This is a genomic window from Nocardia sp. NPDC055321 (assembly GCF_053645575.1).
Genome location: NZ_JBSHMS010000018.1, coordinates 192,840 through 210,656 on the forward strand (window position 1 = coordinate 192,840; position 17,817 = coordinate 210,656).

Below are 17,817 nucleotides of genomic sequence, written 5' to 3' on the forward strand. Positions count from 1 at the left end.
TATTTCCAAACGCTTGCGGGTAACTGTCTGGGACGTTACACATACATTATCCGCCGACCCGAGACTCGAACCGGCCGACGAGAATTGCACGCCTGTGGTCACAGATGTCATCGACGCGGTCGCCGAATTCGCGGTCCCGCGCACCGCGTTGTGGAGCGTGCTCGTCGAGCCGCAGTCCTACCCGCGCCTGTTCCGCGGCATCGGCGCGTGCGAGCAGGTCGACGCCGCCGCCGAACACCCCACCCTGAATCTGCGGATCGGCAACGCCGACAGTGAGATTCGCACCCTGCGGGTCCAGCTCCGGCTCGGCCGCGACGAGGAGGGGCTGGAGATCCACCACCCGGACTCCGGCAGCTTCGCCACGATCCGGCTGCGCGAGGACCGCGGCCGCACCAGGGTCGTCGTCACCTATTTCAAAGCCGCACAGGCACATCCGCCGCTGCGACAGGTGCCGAACTCGGCGGTGATCGGCTGGACCATGGCCGGGCTGACCCGCGCCGCCGAGCTCATCACCGGCGCACCCACCGCCTACCTGAACAACGGCGAGGACTCCCCGCTGCGCCGCCGGGCCGGCGTCGCCAAACGCATGGTGGCCTCGGGCGTGGTCCGCACCTATCACCCCGGCGTCGGGCTCAAACAGCTCGGCGGCCTGGCCAGATGGGGTTTCAGCCTGGCGGGCGGCTACGCCGCGGCGGCCGCGCACTCCCCGGCCCGGACCGCGGTGATCGACGACAGGTCCACCAGCAGCTTCGATCGGTTGCACGGGCGCACCAACGCGCTGGCCGGTTCGCTGGCGGCGCTCGGGCTCGGCGGCACCGGCGTGGGCCTGCTGTGCCGCAATCACACCGGCATGGTCGAGGTGATGGTGGCCGCGGGCAAGGCCGGCACCGACTGCGTGCTGCTCAACACCGGACTGCCCGCCCGCCAGATCGAGGAGATCGTGCACCGGCACAAGCTCTCGGCGCTGTTCGTGGACAGCGAATTCGAGCATCTGGTGCGGTACGTACCCGCGGACCTGCCGCGCTTCACCACCGACGACCGGCGGCCGGACGCGGGCCGTACGACCATCGACGACCTCATCGCCGCCCGGCAGCGCGTCACCGGCAAGCCGCCGCGCGCCGGGCGGCTCATCGTGCTCACCTCCGGCACCAGCGGCACCCCCAAGGGCGCACGCCGCCCGCACCCCAAGGGTTTCGGCACCGTCGCCGCGCTGCTGTCGCGTATTCCGTTCGGCACCGACGAGACGATGTTCATCCCGTCGCCGCTGTTCCACACCTGGGGGCTGGCGGCGCTGCAGATAGCCACCGCGATTCGCGCCACCATCGTGCTCAACGACCGCTTCGACGCCGAGGACTGCCTGCGCCGTATCCAGGAACAGCGGATCACCGCGCTGATCGTGGTGCCGGTCATGGTGAATCGCATCCTCGACCTGCCCGCGCACGTGCGCGAGCGCTACGACGTGTCGAGCCTGAAGGTGGTGGCCAGCTGCGGCGCGCCGCTGTCCGGGGCCACGGTGGTGGAGTTCCTGGAGACCTTCGGCGACATCCTCTACAACGTGTACGGCTCCACCGAGGTGAGCTGGGCGAGCATCGCCGATCCCGCCGATCTGCGGGTCTCCCCCACCACCGCCGGGCGACCGCCGCTCGGCACCAGAATCGGTGTGCTGGGCCCGGATCGGCGGCGGCTGCCGGTGGGGGCCGTGGGGCGCATCTTCATCGGCAACCACATGCTCTTCGACGGCTACACCGACGCCACCCCGCCGGACGAGTCCGACGGCATGCTCGACACCGGCGACATCGGCTATCTGGACGCGGACGGCAAGCTCTTCGTGGCGGGCCGGGACGACGAGATGATCATCTCCGGCGGGGAGAACGTCTTCCCGCGCGCGGTGGAGGAGGCGCTCTCGCATCTGCCGCAGGTGAGCGAGGTCGCCGTGGTGGGGGTGCCCGATCGCGAATTCGGCCAGCGCCTGGCGGCTTTCGTGGTCAAACGGCCCGGGTCCGGGCTCGACTCGGACATGGTTCGCAACTACATCCGGCACCGGGTGAGCCGGTTCTCGGTACCGCGCGATGTGACCTTCCTGGAAGCGTTGCCGCGCAACGCCACCGGGAAGATCCTCAAACGCACCCTGGCCCAGCCTGGTTAGGGGCTCGGGGTGGCGACCAGGCCCAGCTCGGCCGGCCCGGCCAGTAGCGGGTGGGCGGGCAGAATCCGGATCGTGTACCCGACCGCGCCCGAGATCGGCACCTCGGTCTTCACCTCGAAAAGCTCCGCGCCGGAATCGGTCCCGGTGTGCGTCATGGGCACGCCGTGCACGTCGGAGAGATCGTCGGCGGTGTCGACCCGGCCCAGCACGGCCTGCACGCTGACGTCGGCGGGGCTCAGCCCCGCGAGATCGATCCGAGCACGCAGGGCCAGCGTCGCGCCGATCACCGGAATGTCGGGCAGTCCGGAGGCGTCGACCTGCACGACCTTGACGGCGGGCCAGGCGGATTCGATCCGGCGGCGGTACTCCGCCAGCTCGCGCGCGCCGCGGAAATCGTCCTGGGCGACGGCCGCGAACGCCGCCGCGGCCGGGGCGTACAGCTCGACCGCGTAGTCACGAACCATGCGCGAGGCCAGCACCTTCGGGCCCAGCGTCCGCAGGGTGTGCCGGACCATCTCCATCCAGCGCACCGGCAGGTCGTCGTGATCGCGGTCGTAGAAGCGTGGCAGCACCGCGCGTTCGAGCAGTTCGTACAGCGCGGACGCCTCGAGATCGTCGCGGCGCTCGTCGTCGCGCACGCCGTCGGCGGTCGGAATGGCCCAGCCGTTCTCCCCGTCGTACATCTCGTCCCACCAGCCGTCGCGGATGGAGAGATTGAGACCGCCGTTGAGCGCGGACTTCATTCCGGAGGTGCCGCAGGCCTCGAGCGGGCGCAGCGGATTGTTCAGCCACACATCGCAACCCCAGTACAGGTACCTGGCCATGGACATGTCGTAGTTGGGCAGGAACACGATGCGATGGCGGATCTCCGGATCGTCGGCGAACCGGACGACCTGCTGGATGAGCGCCTTGCCGCCCTCATCGGCGGGATGGGATTTGCCCGCCACCACCAGCTGCACCGGACGCTCGGGATCGAGCAGCATCGCCCGCAGTCGCTCGGGATCGCGCAGCATGAGGGTCAGGCGCTTGTAGGTGGGCACGCGGCGCGCGAAGCCGACGGTCAGCACCTTCGGATCGAAAACCTGATCCACCCAGCCCAATTCGGCCGGGGCGGCGCCGCGCTCGAGCCAGGACGCGCGCACCCGGCGGCGCACCTCGTCCACCAGCAGCCCGCGCAGATCGTTTCGAGTGGACCACAGTTCGCGCAGATCCACATCGCACAGCCGCTCCCAGCCGCGCGCCTCCTCGACCAGCTCGTCACCGATGAGCTCGCGGGCCTTGTCGATCCATTCGCGCGCGGCCCAGGTGGGGGCGTGCACGCCGTTGGTGATGGAGCCGATCGGCACCTCGGCGGCGTCGAATCCCGGCCACAGCGGCGCGAACATGTCCCGGCTGACCTCGCCGTGCAGGCGGGAGACGCCGTTGGCGCGCTGGGCCAGGCGCAGGCCGAGATGCGCCATGTTGAACACCGAGGGATCGGCCTCGCGACCCATGGCCAGGATGCGATCCACCGAAACGCCCGGCAGCACCGGGGATTCGCGGTCGCCGTGCGCGCCGCCGAAGTAGCGGCGCACCAGCGCGCTCGCGAACCTGTCGATGCCGGCCGGGACCGGGGTGTGGGTGGTGAAGACGGTGCCCGCCCGCACCGCGGTCAGCGCGGCGTCGAAATCCATTCCCGCGGTCATGAATTCGCGAATACGCTCGATGCCGAGGAAACCGGCGTGGCCCTCGTTCATGTGGAACACGTCGGGGTCGGGCAGGCCGTTGGCGCGGGTGAACGCCCGCACCGCGCGCACGCCGCCGATACCGGCGAGGATCTCCTGTTTGATGCGGTGGTCCTGATCGCCGCCGTACAGCCGGTCGGTGACCGCGCGCAGCTCCGGATCGTTCTCCGCGATGTCGGAGTCCAGCAGCAGCAGGGGAATCCGACCCACCTGGGCGATCCACACCCGGGCGCGCAGCACCCGGCCCTCGGGCATCGCCACGTGGATCAGCACCGGCGCGCCGCCCTCGGTGAGCAGCCGCAGCGGCTGCCCCTGCGGATCCAGCGCCGGATAGTGCTCGGCCTGCCAGCCGTCGGCGGTCAGCGACTGCCGGAAATAGCCGGAGCGGTACAGCAATCCGACGCCGATGAGCGGCAGGCCCAGATCGGAGGCGGCCTTGAGATGGTCGCCCGCCAGGATCCCGAGCCCGCCCGAATAGTTCGGCAGCACCTCGGTGACGCCGAACTCCATCGAGAAGTAGGCGATCCCGTGCGGCCCGCTCTCCTGCCGCTGGAACCAGCGCGGGCGCGCCAGGTAGTCGCGCAGGTCCGCGGCGGCGGCGTCGACCCGGCGGGTGTACGCCTCGTCCCCGGCGAGCTCGTCGAGCCGCGCGGCGGGCACCTCCCCCAGCATCCGCACCGGGTCTCGCCCCACCTCGACCCACAGCCCCTGATCCAGCTGTGCGAACACATCCTGGGTCTGCGCGTCCCAGGACCAGCGCAGGTTCGTAGCCAGCTCGGTCAGCGCGGACAGCCGATCGGGCAGGTGGGCGCGAACCGTAAATCGACGCAGTGCCTTCACGGTGCCCATTCTGCCCTCCGCCGCGCTCCGGGCGAGTTCACGGCCCCCGAAGTCTCGTTCTTCGCTCCGCCGCTGCTCCGCCGCGCTCCCCGGTCCGGTACGAGACGGGCCGTGAACGAGCTCGGCGCAGAGCCCCGACGGGAGCATCCTCCGGGCAACCGATAACGTGTTCTCATGAGCGAACAGCAGGTCGAGGCGGTTGACGCCGTGCCCACCGCGGAACATCACGAAGGTGGCTTCCGCCCGATCGCGGACCTCGGGCGCGACTTCACCGTCGGCGGGCCGCACTACGGCGAGTTCGTCGATCAGGTGCGCACACTGATGGACAAGGTGCGCCTGGCCAATCCGACCGACGAGATCGCGCTGGACGCCATCGCCACCCTGAAGGAGCTCAACGACAAGCTCGACGCGGTCGTGACCGACGAATGGTCGGCCCCGACCTGGCATCGCACCGACCTGCCCTCCCGCGGCAACATCACGCTGCCGCCGTTCCTGGTGGATTCGGCGTCCAAGGACGGGGTGCACGCGCGCATCACCTTCCGCACCTTCCACCTGGGCGGCAACAACGCCGCGCACGGCGGGCACATCGGGCTCGGGTTCGACGACCTGCTCGGTATGACCGCCGCGGTGCACACCCGCGCGGTCACCCGCACCGCGTACCTGCACGTCGACTACCGCGCCATCACCCCGCTGAACACCGAACTGGCCGTACACGGCTGGGTCGAGCGCTTGGAGGGCCGCAAGGTCTTCGTCCGCGCGACGATGCACGACGGCGACCGCCTCTGCGCCGAGGCCCACGGGCTGTTCCTGCTGCTCAAGCCCGGCCAGCAGTAGACCGGAGTCCGCAACCGGTAAGTTCTCAGGGGTGACCGGCCGCATCGCCATCGATGACACCGCCCCCGCGATTCCCGGGGGCAGGCCGAGCAAAGCCGTCGTCGGCGAGGTCTTCCCGGTGCGGGCGGTCGTATGGGCCGAAGGCCACGACGCGGTCGCGGCCACCCTCGCGGTGCGCGCGCCCGGTTCCTCGCGCACCCAGCGCATTCGCATGACGCCCGAGTACCAGCCCGACGTGTTCAACGGCGTGTTCACACCCGGCAAACCCGGGCTCTGGACCTACCGCGTCGAGGGCTGGACCGACCCGCTGACCACGTGGCGAGCCGGCGTCGAAGCCAAACTCTCGGTCGGTCAGAGCGCGGCGGACCTGGCCAACGACCTCGAGATCGGCGCCCGCCTGCTGGACCGCGCCGCCCAGGCCGTGCCCAAACGGCAGTGGGAGATACTGCACGCCGCCGCGACCGCGCTGCGCGGGGACGCCCAGCTGCCCGCGCGGGTGGCCGCGGCGTTCGGCTCCGAGGTCGCGGAGATCCTGCGCGAGACGCCGCTGCGCGAATTGGTCACGCAGGGACCGCGATTCAGCGTGCTGGTGGAACGCCGGCGCGCGCTTTTCGGAGCCTGGTACGAGTTCTTCCCCCGCTCCACCGGCGGCTGGGACGCCGCGGGCACACCGGTGCACGGCACCTTCGCCACCGCCGCCCGGGACCTGCCGCGCATCGCGGGCATGGGCTTCGACGTGGTCTACCTGCCGCCGGTGCATCCGATCGGCACGATCAATCGCAAGGGCCGCAACAACTCCCTGACCGCCGAGGCCGGGGACGTCGGCTCGCCGTGGGCCATCGGCTCCGCCGAGGGCGGCCACGATGCCATTCACCCGGCCCTCGGCACCGAGGCGGATTTCGTCGAATTCGTCGGGGCCGCAAGCGAACTGGGCATGGAGGTCGCGCTCGATCTGGCCCTGCAGTGCGCACCGGACCACCCGTGGGTGCGGGCGCATCCGGAATGGTTCACCACGCTGCCGGACGGCACCATCGCGTTCGCGGAGAACCCGCCCAAGAAGTACCAGGACATCTACCCGGTCAATTTCGACAACGATCCGGACGGGCTCTACGCCGAGGTGCTGCGGGTGGTGCGGCACTGGATCGGCCTGGGCGTCACCATCTTCCGCGTCGACAACCCGCACACCAAACCCGCCGACTTCTGGGAATGGCTGATCGCCCAGGTGCACCGCAGGCACCCGGAGATCATCTTCCTGTCCGAGGCGTTCACCCGCCCGGCGCGGCTCTACGGCCTGGCCCGGCGCGGATTCACCCAGTCGTACACCTACTTCACCTGGCGCACGCACAAGCACGAACTCGCCGAGTTCGGCCGCGAACTGGCCGCCAAGGCCGATGAGGCCCGGCCGAACCTGTTCGTGAACACCCCGGACATCCTGCACGAGAGCCTGCAGCACGGCGGCCCGGGCATGTTCGCCATCCGCGCGGTGCTGGCCGCCACCCTCGGGCCCACCTGGGGCGTGTACTCGGGCTTCGAACTGTTCGAGCACCAGGCGGTGCAGCCGGGCAGCGAGGAATACCTGAACTCGGAGAAGTACGAACTGCGCCCGCGGCACTTCACCGCGGCGGACGCGCGCGGAGAATCACTGTCGCCGTTGCTGACCCGGCTCAACGAGATCCGCCGCGCCCATCCGGCGCTGCAGCAGCTGCGGTGCATCCACTTCCACCACACCGATTCCGACGCGCTGCTGGCCTTCTCCAAGTTCGATCCCACCACCGGCGACGTCGTGCTCGTCGTGGTGAACCTCAACCCCCTCGGCGCCGAACAGGGCGTCGTCGCACTGGATCTGCCCGCCATCGGCCGGGAATGGCACGACCGCCCGGTCGTCGTCGACGAGATCACCGGCGAGCAATACCACTGGGGCCAGAGCAATTACGTGCGCCTGGACCCCGCCCGCGCGGTCGCGCACATCCTCGTGCTGCCCCCGGTGCCCGCCGCCGCCCGCACCGAACTCGCCCATCGCAGATCCTTCGGATGAACCGGCGCGATCTGCTGCTGCTGGCCGCGGGAACGCATCCCGATCCGCACACCGTGCTCGGTGCGCACCCGCACGCCGGGGGCACCACGGTGCGCGTGCTGCGCCCGCACGCGGCCACCGTGCACGCGCGCGTCGGCGACCGGGACCTGCCGCTCGAGCACATCGGGCACGGCGTCTTCGAAGCCGTCCTGCCCTTCGAACACCTGTGGGACTACCGCGTCGTGGCCGTCTACGCGGGCGGGCGCACCGTCGTCGACGCCGACGGCTACCGATTCCTGCCCACCCTCGGCGAATTGGATCTGCACCTGTTCAACGAGGGCCGCCACGAACGACTCTGGGAGGTGCTCGGCGCGCATCCGCGGCGTTACACCACCCTGGACGGCGAGGTCACCGGCACCTCCTTCGCGGTGTGGGCGCCCAACGCGCGCGGGGTCGCGGTCATCGGCGACTTCGACGGGTGGAGCGGGCACACCGCACCCATGCGCCGGCTCGGCGGATCCGGGGTGTGGGAGGTGTTCCTGCCCGGCATCGAACCCGGAGACAAGTACAAGTACCGGGTGCACGGCGCGAACGGGCACACCGCCGATCACGCCGACCCCATGGCCTTCGCCACCGAAACCCCGCCCGCCACCGCCTCGATCGTCGCGGACGGCGGCTTCGGGTGGGCCGACGCGGACTGGATCCGCGCCCGCGAGCGCACCGATCCCACCCGGGCGCCGATGAGCGTGTACGAGGTGCACCTCGGGTCGTGGCGCCCCGGGCTCCGCTATCGCGAACTCGCCGAGCAGCTCGCGGAATACGTTGTGGAACAGGGCTTCACACACGTCGAGCTGTTGCCGGTGGCCGAGCACCCGTTCGGCGGCTCCTGGGGCTACCAGGTCACCTCCTACTACGCCCCCACCGCGCGCTTCGGCACACCGGACGACTTCCGCTGGTTCGTCGATCATCTGCACCGGCGCGGCATCGGGGTGCTGCTGGACTGGGTGCCCGCGCATTTCCCGCGCGACGACTGGGCGCTGGCCCGCTTCGACGGCACCGCCCTGTACGAGCATCCGGACCCCCGGCGCGGTGAGCAACTCGACTGGGGCACCTACGTTTTCGACTTCGGCCGGCGCGAGGTGCGCAACTTCCTGGTCGCCAACGCCCGGTACTGGATCGAGGAGTTCCACATCGACGGCCTGCGCGTGGACGCGGTCGCCTCCATGCTCTACCTGGACTATTCGCGCCCGGACTGGGAGCCCAATGTTCATGGGGGCCGGGAGAATCTGGAGGCGGTGGCGTTCCTGCAGGAGATGAACGCGACCGTGCACAAACACCATCCGGGCGTGGTCACCATCGCCGAGGAATCCACCACCTGGCCCGGCGTCACCCGGCCCACCGAGGTCGGCGGACTCGGGTTCACCATGAAGTGGAACATGGGCTGGATGCACGACACCCTGGGCTATCTCGGCCACGATCCCGTGCACCGCGCCTGGCATCACAACGAACTCACCTTCTCCCTCACCTACGCCTGGAGCGAGCACTACGTGCTGCCCATCAGTCACGACGAGGTCGTGCACGGCAAGGGCACGCTGTGGACCCGGATGCCCGGCGACGACTTCGCCCGCGCCAGCGGCGTGCGGGCGCTGCTGGCCTACATGTGGGCGCATCCGGGCAAGCAATTGCTGTTCATGGGACAGGAATTCGGCCAGTTCCGGGAATGGGACCACGACCGCGGCCTGGACTGGCACGAGCTGGACAACCCGCTGCACCGCGGCATCGCCCTGCTGGTGCGCGACCTGAACGCCCGCTATCGCGCCACCACCGCGCTGTGGAGTCAGGACACCTCACCCGGCGGCTACTCGTGGATCGACGCCGACGATCGCGAGAACAACGTGGTGTCGTTCCTGCGCTACGGCACCGACGGCTCCATCCTGGCCTGCGTCTACAACTTCTCCGGGACCGAGCACCGCGGGTACCGCGTGGGCCTGCCCGGCGCGGGGGTGTGGCGGGAGGTGCTCAACACCGACGCTATCGCCTACGGCGGCAACGGAATCGGCAATCTCGGCGCGGTCACCGCGACCGCCGAACCGTGGCACGGACGCCCGGCGTCGGCGGTGCTCACCCTGCCGCCCAGCAGCGGGGTGTGGTTCGTTCCGGTCGATGCGCCCGCCGCCGCGGTGCGCCCGAAACCGCGATCGGCGCCGGCACCCGAATAGCCGTGCCACCGAATGTGTGGGCTGCCCAAGCCCTTTCCCGGGTGGTGAACTGGCTCCCGTCGGGGCGACCATCGAATCTCTTGGGATAGGAACGAATCTTGATGAAGAAGCTGAGCACTGTCGCGATCATCGGCGTCGCGGCCGCCGGAATCATCGGTGGCGCGGCCGGTACCGCCGGCGCGCAGGTGACCCTGCAGCCGGTGAACGAGATCGCGCCCGGCGAGCCGGACCCCAACGGCACCGGATCCTCGGCGACCGCGCTCTCCGAGCTGGTGCAGAAGCTGATCGCGGGCAGCTCCAAGGCACCGGCGACGCCGGACACCCCGGACACCACCCCCGCCGCCTAGTTTCGGGCGGGTTCGAAAAGAACCGGGCCCCCTCCGCGATATCGCTGAGGGGGCCCGGTTCGTTGTCTCGGTAAAACCGTGCGGCGCAGCGGAAGCCGCCGGTATCAGTACAGCGCGGCGGCCAGCTTGCGACGCGCGGCCGTCACGATCGGCTCGGCCGGATCGAACAGGTCGAACAGCTCGAGCAGGTGCGTGCGCACCCGGGTGCGATCGTCGCCCGCGGTCCGCTTGACCAGCGCGATCAGGCGATCGAACGCGGCCTCGGGCTGCTGGTTGAACATCTCCAGGTCCGCGGCGGCCAGCGCGGCGTCCAGATCGCTCGGATCGGCGTCGGCCTTGGCGAGCGCCTCGGGATCGACCTCCTGCACCCTGGCGATGAACTGCACCTGGCGCAGCGCGGCCTTGGCCTCGGCGTTGTTCGGCTCGGCGTTCAGGATCGCCTTGTACGCGGCGACGGCGGTGTCGAAATCGCCCCGCTCCAAAGCCTCTTCGGCCGCGACGAAGCGCGGGTCCTCGGGCACCTCGGCCTCGGCCTCACCCTCGGGAACGCCGCCCTCGAGCTTGCCGCGCACCGCGTCCACCACGGCCGCGAGCCACTGGCGCACCTGCGGTTCGGGCTGGTTGCCGGTGAAGTCGGCCAGCGGCTGCCCGGCGGCGACGGCCACCACGGTCGGAATGCCCTGCACGCCGAAGGCCTGCGCGATGCGCATGTTGGCCTCGGCCTCGATGGTCGCCAGATCCCATTCGCCGCCGTTGTCGGCGTACAACCGCTCGAGCAGCTTCACCAGTTCGACGCTGCCGGGGCTGCGCTGCGAGTACAGCACCACCACCACCGGCACGTGCGTCGAACGGCGCAGCACCTTGTGCTCGAAATCGGCCTCGGTGACAGCGTGGTCGCCGGGAACATCCGTGGCTACCGGCTGCTTCAGTGCGGACAGGTCCACCGCGCCGGACATGGCGGCAGCTGCGGCGGCAGAGGGTCGTCGTGCGGGTCGAGTCACGACATCCAGTCTGTCACGAACGCGCGGGTGCGGGGCTCGCAGGTTCGGTCCGGCGGCCGGTGCTCAGCTCGCCGAGCAGACCGGACTTCGCTGCCCAGAGCTCGAACAGGACCGTGAAGAACGGCGGAATGCTCGACGCCAGAGCGAGCAGCGCAACCCACCAGGGCCACTTCAGTTCCCGCGCGGCGAGCAGCGCCACGATCAGGAACGCCACGAACACCGCGCCGTGGAACATGCCGAACACCTTCACCGGCCACATGATCGGCTCGTCGAGCCGCTTGCAGATCATGCCGACGATCAGCAGGGCCCAGGACACCGCCTCGAGCACCGCGACGAATCGGAACCGTTTGGCAATGGTGCTCAGATCGAAGATATTCACGGCACCCATTGTGCCGGACGACTACGACGCTGTGTCGTGGAGCTGGTCACATACGAGGCAAGCCCCGCTTCCGGGTGGAAGCGGGGCTGTCGCCGGTGGTACGACGGCTACGGCACGCGGATGATCAGGGCGTCGCCCTGACCGCCACCGCCGCAGAGGGCGGCCGCGCCGACGCCGCCACCGCGGCGCTTCAGCTCCAGGGCCAGGTGCAGCAGGATGCGGGCGCCGGACATGCCCAGCGGGTGGCCGATGGCGATCGCGCCGCCGTTGACGTTCACCTTCTCGGGGTCGATGCCGAGCTTCGCGGTGGAGGCGAGACCGACCGCGGCGAACGCCTCGTTGATCTCGACCAGATCCAGATCGGCGGGCGAGATACCTTCGCGCGCACAGGCCTTCGCGATGGCGTTGGCGGGCTGATCCTGCAGGGTGGAGTCGGGACCGGCCACGACGCCGGCGGCGCCGATCTCGGCGATCCAGCTCAGACCCAGGGACTGCGCCTTCTCCTTGCTCATCACGACCACCGCGGCCGCGCCGTCGGAGATCTGCGAGGCCGACCCGGCGGTGATGGTGCCGTCCTTGCGGAAGGCCGGGCGCAGCTTGCCGAGCGACTCGGCGGTGGTGTCCGCGCGAATGCCCTCGTCGGCGTTGAAGACGACCGGGTCGCCCTTGCGCTGGGGGATGGAGACCGGGGCGACCTCGTCCTCGAACAGGCCGTTCTTCCACGCGGCGGCGGCCTTCTGATGCGAGGCGGCGGCGAACGCGTCCTGCGCCTCGCGGCTGATCGGCTCGGTGTCGTTCTTCTGCTCGGTGAGCAGGCCCATGGCCTGATCGGTGAACACGTCGTGCAGGCCGTCGTAGGCCATGTGGTCGCGCAGGGTCACATCGCCGTACTTGAAGCCCTCACGGCTCTTCTCCAGCATGTGCGGGGCCCGGGACATCGACTCCTGGCCGCCGGCCACCACGACCTCGTACTCACCCGCGCGGATGAGCTGATCGGCGAGCGCGATCGCGTTGATGCCGGACAGGCACACCTTGTTCAGGGTCAGTGCCGGGACGTCCATCGGGATGCCGGCGGCCGCCGCGGCCTGCCGGGCCGGAATCTGCCCCGCACCCGCGGTGAGCACCTGGCCCATGATCACGTAGTCGACCTGCTCGGGTGCGACCCCGCCCTTCTCCAGGGCCGCCTTGATGGCGATGCCGCCGAGATCGGAGCCGCTGAAGTCCTTCAGCGATCCGAGCAGCCGGCCCACCGGGGTGCGCGCGCCGGAGACGATGACGGTGGTGGTCACGATGTGCCTCGCTTACGTCGATTGTCGTGGCTCCGCCAACCATCGGAGCCCTACTCAAAGGTAACCCGACCGACCCGGACAACCTTCCTCAGGTGCGCGCTACCGTTGCCAGGGTGAGCAACACCGAGAACACCGAATTCATCCCCACCGAATACATCACCGCGATCGATCACGTCGGTATCGCCGTCCCCGATCTCGATACGGCGGTGGCCTGGTACCGGGACAATCTCGGGATGGTCGAGACGCATCGCGAGATCAACGAGGCGCAGGCCGTGCACGAGGCCATGCTGTCCTATGCGGGCGCTCCGGCGGGAACTGTTGCCTTGCAGTTGCTGGCGCCGCTGAACGACGCGTCGACCATCGCGAAGTTCATCGATCGAAACGGGCCTGGCCTGCAGCAGCTCGCGTACCGCGTCACCGATGTCGAGGCCGTAGCCACGCATCTGCGTTCTCGGGGCTTGCGTTTGCTGTACGACGAGCCCCGTGGTGGCACAGCGGGTTCGCGCATCAACTTCATCCACCCGAAGGATGCTGGCGGTGTGCTGGTTGAACTCGTCGAACCTGCCGCGAAAACTACCCACTAGTACCGACTTCCGCGAGCCTAAAGAGGCTGTAACAACATTCGCGGTCGGGTCACCATCAGTGGTCGACAGGCTGTAGTTTGTGTGCCATGTCGTCCACTGAGCCCGATCGTAATCGCTTCGTTGCGCTGCCCTTTACCGTCGTGCGGAAGGGCTATGACCGTGATGAGGTGCGTAACTACTTCGACCGTTTCGATGCCGAACTGAGGGTCACCGCGACCGATCGCGATGCCGCCGCAGCACAGGCCCGCAACCTGGCAGCCCAGCTGGAGGACGCGCGCGACGAGATCGATGAGCTGCGCAAGGAGGTCGATCGTCTCTCCGTGCCGCCGACCACCGCCGAAGGTATGTCGGATCGTATCTCCCGCATGCTCCGCCTGGCCTCCGACGAGGCCTCCGAGGTCCGCGCCCAGGCGCAGGCCGAGGCCGCCGAGATGATCTCCATCGCGGAGCAGCAGGCCACCGAGATGCGCGGCAAGTACGAGTCGCTGCTCTCGGAGACCAAGGAGAAGCGCGAAGCCCTCGAGATCGAGTTCGAGCAGACCCTCGCCAACGCCCGCTCCGAGGCCAACAAGATCGTCGAGGCCGCCAACGCCGAGGCCGATCGCCTCACCAAGGAGTCCGAGGCCAAGCGCAAGGCCGCGCAGCAGGACTTCGAGGTCACCATGGCCGAGCGCCGCACCAAGCTCACCCGCGCCATGGAAGAGCTCGAGGCCACCTCGCGCGCCGAGGCCGCCCAGCGCATCAAGGACGCCACCGACGAGGCCAACCGCCTCATCACCTCGGCGACCAACACCGCCGATCGCAAGATCGCGCACGCCAAGGAACTGGCCGAGGAGATGCGCGTGCTGCGCGGCCGCGTCCTGGCCCAGCTGCTCGGCATTCGCGGCCAGCTCGACTCCGTGCCGGCCATGCTCGCCGCGGTCAACCGCGAGAGCGAACTGCTCGACGGCTCCCCCGAGCCCCGCTCGCTGGGTAGCAAGTCCAGCAACCGCAAGGCCCTCGATGTCCGCGACGAAGACTCCGTCGAGGACGAGCGCGAGAACGCCGACATCTCCGGCTAGTCCTCCGACCGGGCGACACCCGTTCAACTCGAAGACCGCCCCCGGTTCGGGGGCGGTCTTCCTTATGTATGGGGCACGCTCCCGACTAGAAGCTGCCGGTGTTCCCTCGGCAGCCGCCGGACATCCCGGTCGGGCACTCCACGTTGTAGTCGATGGACTTCGTGCTGATGACCTTTCCGTCGGCGTCCCGCTGGACCACCTCGATGCGGTGCCTGCCGGGAGTCGACGGCTGCCACCCGACATCTACGTAATTGGTCGCCCCCGGGATACAGGCTTCCTTGGAGAAGCGCGTGCTGACCGGGACGAACGGGTCACTCGGCAGGTACTTGCCATCGACCGTGATGCGCACCAGTGAACAGTCGGTGGTGGTCACGGCGATCGAGCCGCCCCAGCTCAGATCGAACACCCCGTAATGGGCGGTGACGCCGGTGATATCCGCGGACGCGACGGGGGTCCCCGCGCAGATCGCGGCTACGCCCGCGAATCCGGCCGCCGCCAACATGATTCGATTCGTTCTCATTTCCAACCCCATGTCTTCAGAAGCTGCCGGAGGTCGCCGGGCAATCGCCGCTGGCGGTTTTGGGCGTGTCGCACGGAATGTGGATCACATTGAAATGCGTCGACATGGTGCTGGTGACATTCAACTGGCTGTCCTGCTGCTCCGCGACAACCTGATAGATGCCAAGCTTTTTCGGCTTCCACACCAACCAGCCCTCATGCGTCCCGGGCGTGCAGGGAGTGTTGGGCGGATTCTGTGGAATGAGCGGCCCGTTGACGAAGTACTCGCCGTCGGCGTAGAGATACACCGGCTTGCAGTCATCCGTCTTGACGGTGACCACCAAGAATTCGGACCCTTCGATCGTCCGATACTGGATGTCCAGGTCGACGATGTCGGCGGAAGCGGCAGGAGCCCCCGCCCAGACGGCGGCCAAGGCGGCGAATCCCGCGACGGCCGCGGCGATTCGGTTTTTTCGCATGACAAATCTCCAAGAGAAAATAGAACTCGCGCCGCGATGTCGGCCGGCGCCGGGGTGACCAGAGGTCAGGAAATGCGGTCTCGGCGGGTATTTACTGGAAGCTGCCGCCGCCGCGACCGGAACCCGTCCAGGCGCCGGTGCCGTCGGCGGAGCCGAGATTGCAGGCGAGGGTGAAATTGGGCAGGCACGGAATCTCTCCCACGTAGTGGTCGCCCGACCGCGTGCTGATCACGGTGCCGTCGGCATCACGCTGTTCGGCCACGATGTGATGATTTCCGCGGGTTGTCGGGAACCAGTCGACCGATATCCGCCGGTACTCACCGGGTTGACAGTTCACATAATTCCCCGACCGGCGCGGAATCTCGATCCCGTTGTCGAAGAACTGCACCGGGCCGCAGTCGGTGGTGACGATCTCGATCTGCCACGCCGGTATCACGTTCGCGGTGATATGACCGGCGTCGGAGCCGTAGATCTTCATGCTCGTTATTTCCGCCGATGCGACCGGCGAGGCCGCCCAGGAAGCGACGATACCTGCGAAAGCGGCCGCCGCCAGGACAATTCGATTCGGTGTCATGATCAGCTACCGAAACTTCCGGAACCCAGATGCTCGAAGCTTCCGGAGCCGAAGCGGCACCCTATGCTGTGGTCGGCGAGGGGCGGCAGGCAGTCGACGTTCACCTCGCGGACGGATGTGCTCGCGACCGAGCCATCCGGATTCAGCTGGGTCGCGACGACGCGATGGGTACCCAATGTCGTCGGGCGGAATGCGATCGAGACATTGGCTTCGCCCGGCTGTGTAACACAATCGGGGGTCACCGGACTGCCCGGCATCGGCTTGCCGTTGTCCGTGAAATGGACCGGCAGCGTGTTGCAGGGGCTCAGCCGCGCGGTCGCGTCCCAATCGTTGAAGATCCGGCCCGGCCAGTGTGCGCTCGTATCTGTGGTTACCCACAGCTCCCTGATCTCCGCGGAAGCCACCGGGCTTCCCATGACAACGCTGACCGCGACCACCGCGAAGGTGCTCAGCCCCAGGCTGATTCGGCGCACGCTCATCCGATTCCTCTGTTCGATCCCACAGCACTCCCAGGTGAAATGCATGTACTTCAATTTCACTGGGAGAGTAGCGAGCGATGCTGTGGCACAGAACAAAACCGGAGCCCCTGCTTTTCGGGGCTAGGACCAGCGGCGGGTGATGCCGCGGGTGTGGCGGCCCTTCCAGCAACCGGTGTGCCAGTGGCGGCGGTCGTCCTCGCCGCCGTAGGCGGGCCAGGCGACGAGATGGGCTACGCCGGGCGGGATCTCGTGATCGCAGCCCGGGCAGCGGTAGTACTTGGTGGCCCGGGTGCCGGGGATGGTGCGAACTATGTACTCGTCGCCGCCGGGGCCGTCCTCGGTGCGGCCGAAGACGTCTCCGATCGGGCGCGGCTCCGGTTGGGACCGCGCCTGGGAGGACTTGGGACGAGGCTTCCGGCGGGGCATGGCATCGAACCTAGAAGAGCCGGAATTCGTCGCTGTCGGTGCCGCGTAGGGCGTTGTAATCGAGAGTGAGACAGCGGATTCCACGGTCGGTGGCGAGCACCTTCGCCTGCGGCTTGATCTGCTGCGCCGCGAACACGCCCGTCACCGGCGCGATGAGGGGATCGCGGTTGAGGAGCTCGAGATAGCGGGTCAGCTGTTCGACGCCATCGATCTCGCCGCGGCGCTTGATCTCCACCGCCACCGTCGCACCGTCGGCGTCGCGGCACAGGATGTCCACCGGGCCGATGGCGGTCATGTACTCGCGGCGGATGAGCGTGTAGCCGGCGCCGAGGGTCTCGATGTGCTCGGCGAGCAGCTCCTGCAGGTGCGCCTCGACCCCGTCCTTGACCAGACCCGGGTCCACCCCGAGCTCGTGCTTGGAATCGTGCTCGACTTCCTCGATGGTGATGCGCAGCTCTTCGCCGGCCTTGTTCGTGACCACCCAAAGGTGTTGCGCCGCCCCCGCTTCGGAGTCGCGCTCCTCCACCCAGCAGGGCGGGCTCATCCAGTTCAACGGCTTGTACGAGCCGCCGTCCGAGTGCACCAGCACGGACCCGTCCGCCTTCATCATGATCAGGCGGCGAGCCATGGGCAGATGGGCGGTCAGACGGCCAACGTAATCGACCTGGCAACGAGCTATTACAAGGCGCACCGGACGAGTCTATGCCAGCGGCAATACCACGTGTAATGCACCCGCGCTCTGAATGACGAACGAATTCGCGACGCCGCGGGGCGAGTTACCGTGCCCGGAAACGACGAAACCCCCTGACCGAAGTCAGGGGGTTTCGTGAATGATGTTCCGGCGGTGACCTACTCTCCCACACCCTGTCGAGTGCAGTACCATCGGCGCTGGTGGCCTTAGCTTCCGGGTTCGGAATGGGACC

General features: G+C 68.6%; 17 protein-coding genes and 1 rRNA gene. 7 read left to right on the top strand and 11 right to left on the bottom strand.

The window, feature by feature from the left end; genetic code table 11:
* Positions 1–94: 94 nt before the first annotated feature.
* The gene (locus tag ACWIGI_RS28055; RefSeq protein WP_454205484.1) at positions 95–2,146 is read left to right on the top strand and encodes an AMP-binding protein; all 2,052 of its coding nucleotides are present in this window, start codon (positions 95–97) and stop codon (positions 2,144–2,146) included.
* Here the strand turns inward: ACWIGI_RS28055 and glgP are convergent.
* Complete coding sequence (gene glgP, locus ACWIGI_RS28060; RefSeq protein ID WP_454205485.1) at positions 2,143–4,710, bottom strand: alpha-glucan family phosphorylase; 2,568 nt, start codon at positions 4,708–4,710, stop codon at positions 2,143–2,145. The two genes, ACWIGI_RS28055 and glgP, sit on opposite strands and share 4 nt — an antisense overlap.
* Positions 4,711–4,884: 174 nt before the next feature.
* On the opposite strand from glgP, the gene ACWIGI_RS28065 reads away from it, so the two are divergent.
* The 4 genes from ACWIGI_RS28065 (at position 4,885) to ACWIGI_RS28080 (ending at position 10,124) form a co-directional block, all read left to right on the top strand.
* Entirely contained in the window at positions 4,885–5,544 is a 660-nt protein-coding gene (locus ACWIGI_RS28065; RefSeq protein ID WP_454205486.1) for a PaaI family thioesterase, read from the top strand.
* A gap of 31 nt (positions 5,545–5,575) precedes the next feature.
* Entirely contained in the window at positions 5,576–7,579 is a 2,004-nt protein-coding gene (locus ACWIGI_RS28070) for an alpha-1,4-glucan--maltose-1-phosphate maltosyltransferase (RefSeq protein ID WP_454205487.1), read from the top strand.
* Positions 7,576–9,777 (top strand): 1,4-alpha-glucan branching protein GlgB, encoded by a 2,202-nt coding sequence (gene glgB, locus ACWIGI_RS28075; RefSeq protein WP_454205488.1) that lies wholly within the window; start codon positions 7,576–7,578, stop codon positions 9,775–9,777. Before ACWIGI_RS28070 ends, glgB begins: the two co-directional genes overlap by 4 nt.
* A 101-nt stretch (positions 9,778–9,878) precedes the next feature.
* Entirely contained in the window at positions 9,879–10,124 is a 246-nt protein-coding gene (locus tag ACWIGI_RS28080; protein ID WP_454205489.1) for a hypothetical protein, read from the top strand.
* 104 nt (positions 10,125–10,228) lie between these two features.
* On the opposite strand, the gene ACWIGI_RS28085 is transcribed toward ACWIGI_RS28080, so the two are convergent.
* From ACWIGI_RS28085 to ACWIGI_RS28095, 3 genes are all read right to left on the bottom strand, one after another.
* Complete coding sequence (locus ACWIGI_RS28085; RefSeq protein WP_454205502.1) at positions 10,229–11,080, bottom strand: tetratricopeptide repeat protein; 852 nt, start codon at positions 11,078–11,080, stop codon at positions 10,229–10,231.
* A gap of 58 nt (positions 11,081–11,138) precedes the next feature.
* A complete protein-coding gene (locus ACWIGI_RS28090; protein WP_454205490.1) occupies positions 11,139–11,513 on the bottom strand; it encodes a DUF3817 domain-containing protein in 375 nt (124 codons plus the stop codon).
* Between the two features lie 98 nt (positions 11,514–11,611).
* Positions 11,612–12,793: an acetyl-CoA C-acetyltransferase gene (locus ACWIGI_RS28095; RefSeq protein ID WP_454205491.1), complete on the bottom strand. Its 1,182-nt coding sequence runs from the start codon at positions 12,791–12,793 to the stop codon at positions 11,612–11,614.
* Between the two features lie 113 nt (positions 12,794–12,906).
* Between ACWIGI_RS28095 and mce the strand changes: the two genes are divergently transcribed.
* Together mce and ACWIGI_RS28105 are read left to right on the top strand one after the other, a co-directional pair.
* On the top strand, positions 12,907–13,377 hold the full coding sequence (gene mce / locus ACWIGI_RS28100) for a methylmalonyl-CoA epimerase (RefSeq protein WP_454205492.1): 471 nt from the start codon (positions 12,907–12,909) through the stop codon (positions 13,375–13,377).
* 86 nt (positions 13,378–13,463) lie between these two features.
* Positions 13,464–14,438: a hypothetical protein gene (locus ACWIGI_RS28105; RefSeq protein ID WP_454205493.1), complete on the top strand. Its 975-nt coding sequence runs from the start codon at positions 13,464–13,466 to the stop codon at positions 14,436–14,438.
* Between the two features lie 85 nt (positions 14,439–14,523).
* On the opposite strand, the gene ACWIGI_RS28110 is transcribed toward ACWIGI_RS28105, so the two are convergent.
* The 7 genes from ACWIGI_RS28110 to rrf form a co-directional block, all read right to left on the bottom strand.
* Positions 14,524–14,958 (bottom strand): hypothetical protein, encoded by a 435-nt coding sequence (locus tag ACWIGI_RS28110; RefSeq protein WP_454205494.1) that lies wholly within the window; start codon positions 14,956–14,958, stop codon positions 14,524–14,526.
* Positions 14,959–14,974: 16 nt separating this feature from the next.
* The gene (locus ACWIGI_RS28115; protein ID WP_454205495.1) at positions 14,975–15,415 is read right to left on the bottom strand and encodes a hypothetical protein; all 441 of its coding nucleotides are present in this window, start codon (positions 15,413–15,415) and stop codon (positions 14,975–14,977) included.
* 91 nt (positions 15,416–15,506) lie between these two features.
* Positions 15,507–15,893 carry a hypothetical protein gene (locus tag ACWIGI_RS28120; protein WP_454205496.1) on the bottom strand — a complete coding sequence of 129 codons (387 nt, stop codon included), beginning with the start codon at positions 15,891–15,893 and terminating at the stop codon, positions 15,507–15,509.
* Positions 15,894–15,991: 98 nt separating this feature from the next.
* A complete protein-coding gene (locus ACWIGI_RS28125; protein ID WP_454205497.1) occupies positions 15,992–16,468 on the bottom strand; it encodes a hypothetical protein in 477 nt (158 codons plus the stop codon).
* Between the two features lie 120 nt (positions 16,469–16,588).
* Positions 16,589–16,894, bottom strand: coding sequence for an ATP/GTP-binding protein (locus ACWIGI_RS28130; RefSeq protein WP_454205498.1), 306 nt, complete (start codon positions 16,892–16,894; stop codon positions 16,589–16,591).
* 10 nt (positions 16,895–16,904) lie between these two features.
* Complete coding sequence (gene nucS / locus ACWIGI_RS28135) at positions 16,905–17,585, bottom strand: endonuclease NucS (protein ID WP_454205499.1); 681 nt, start codon at positions 17,583–17,585, stop codon at positions 16,905–16,907.
* Positions 17,586–17,730: 145 nt separating this feature from the next.
* Positions 17,731–17,817, bottom strand: a 5S ribosomal RNA gene (gene rrf, locus ACWIGI_RS28140); the annotation flags it as partial.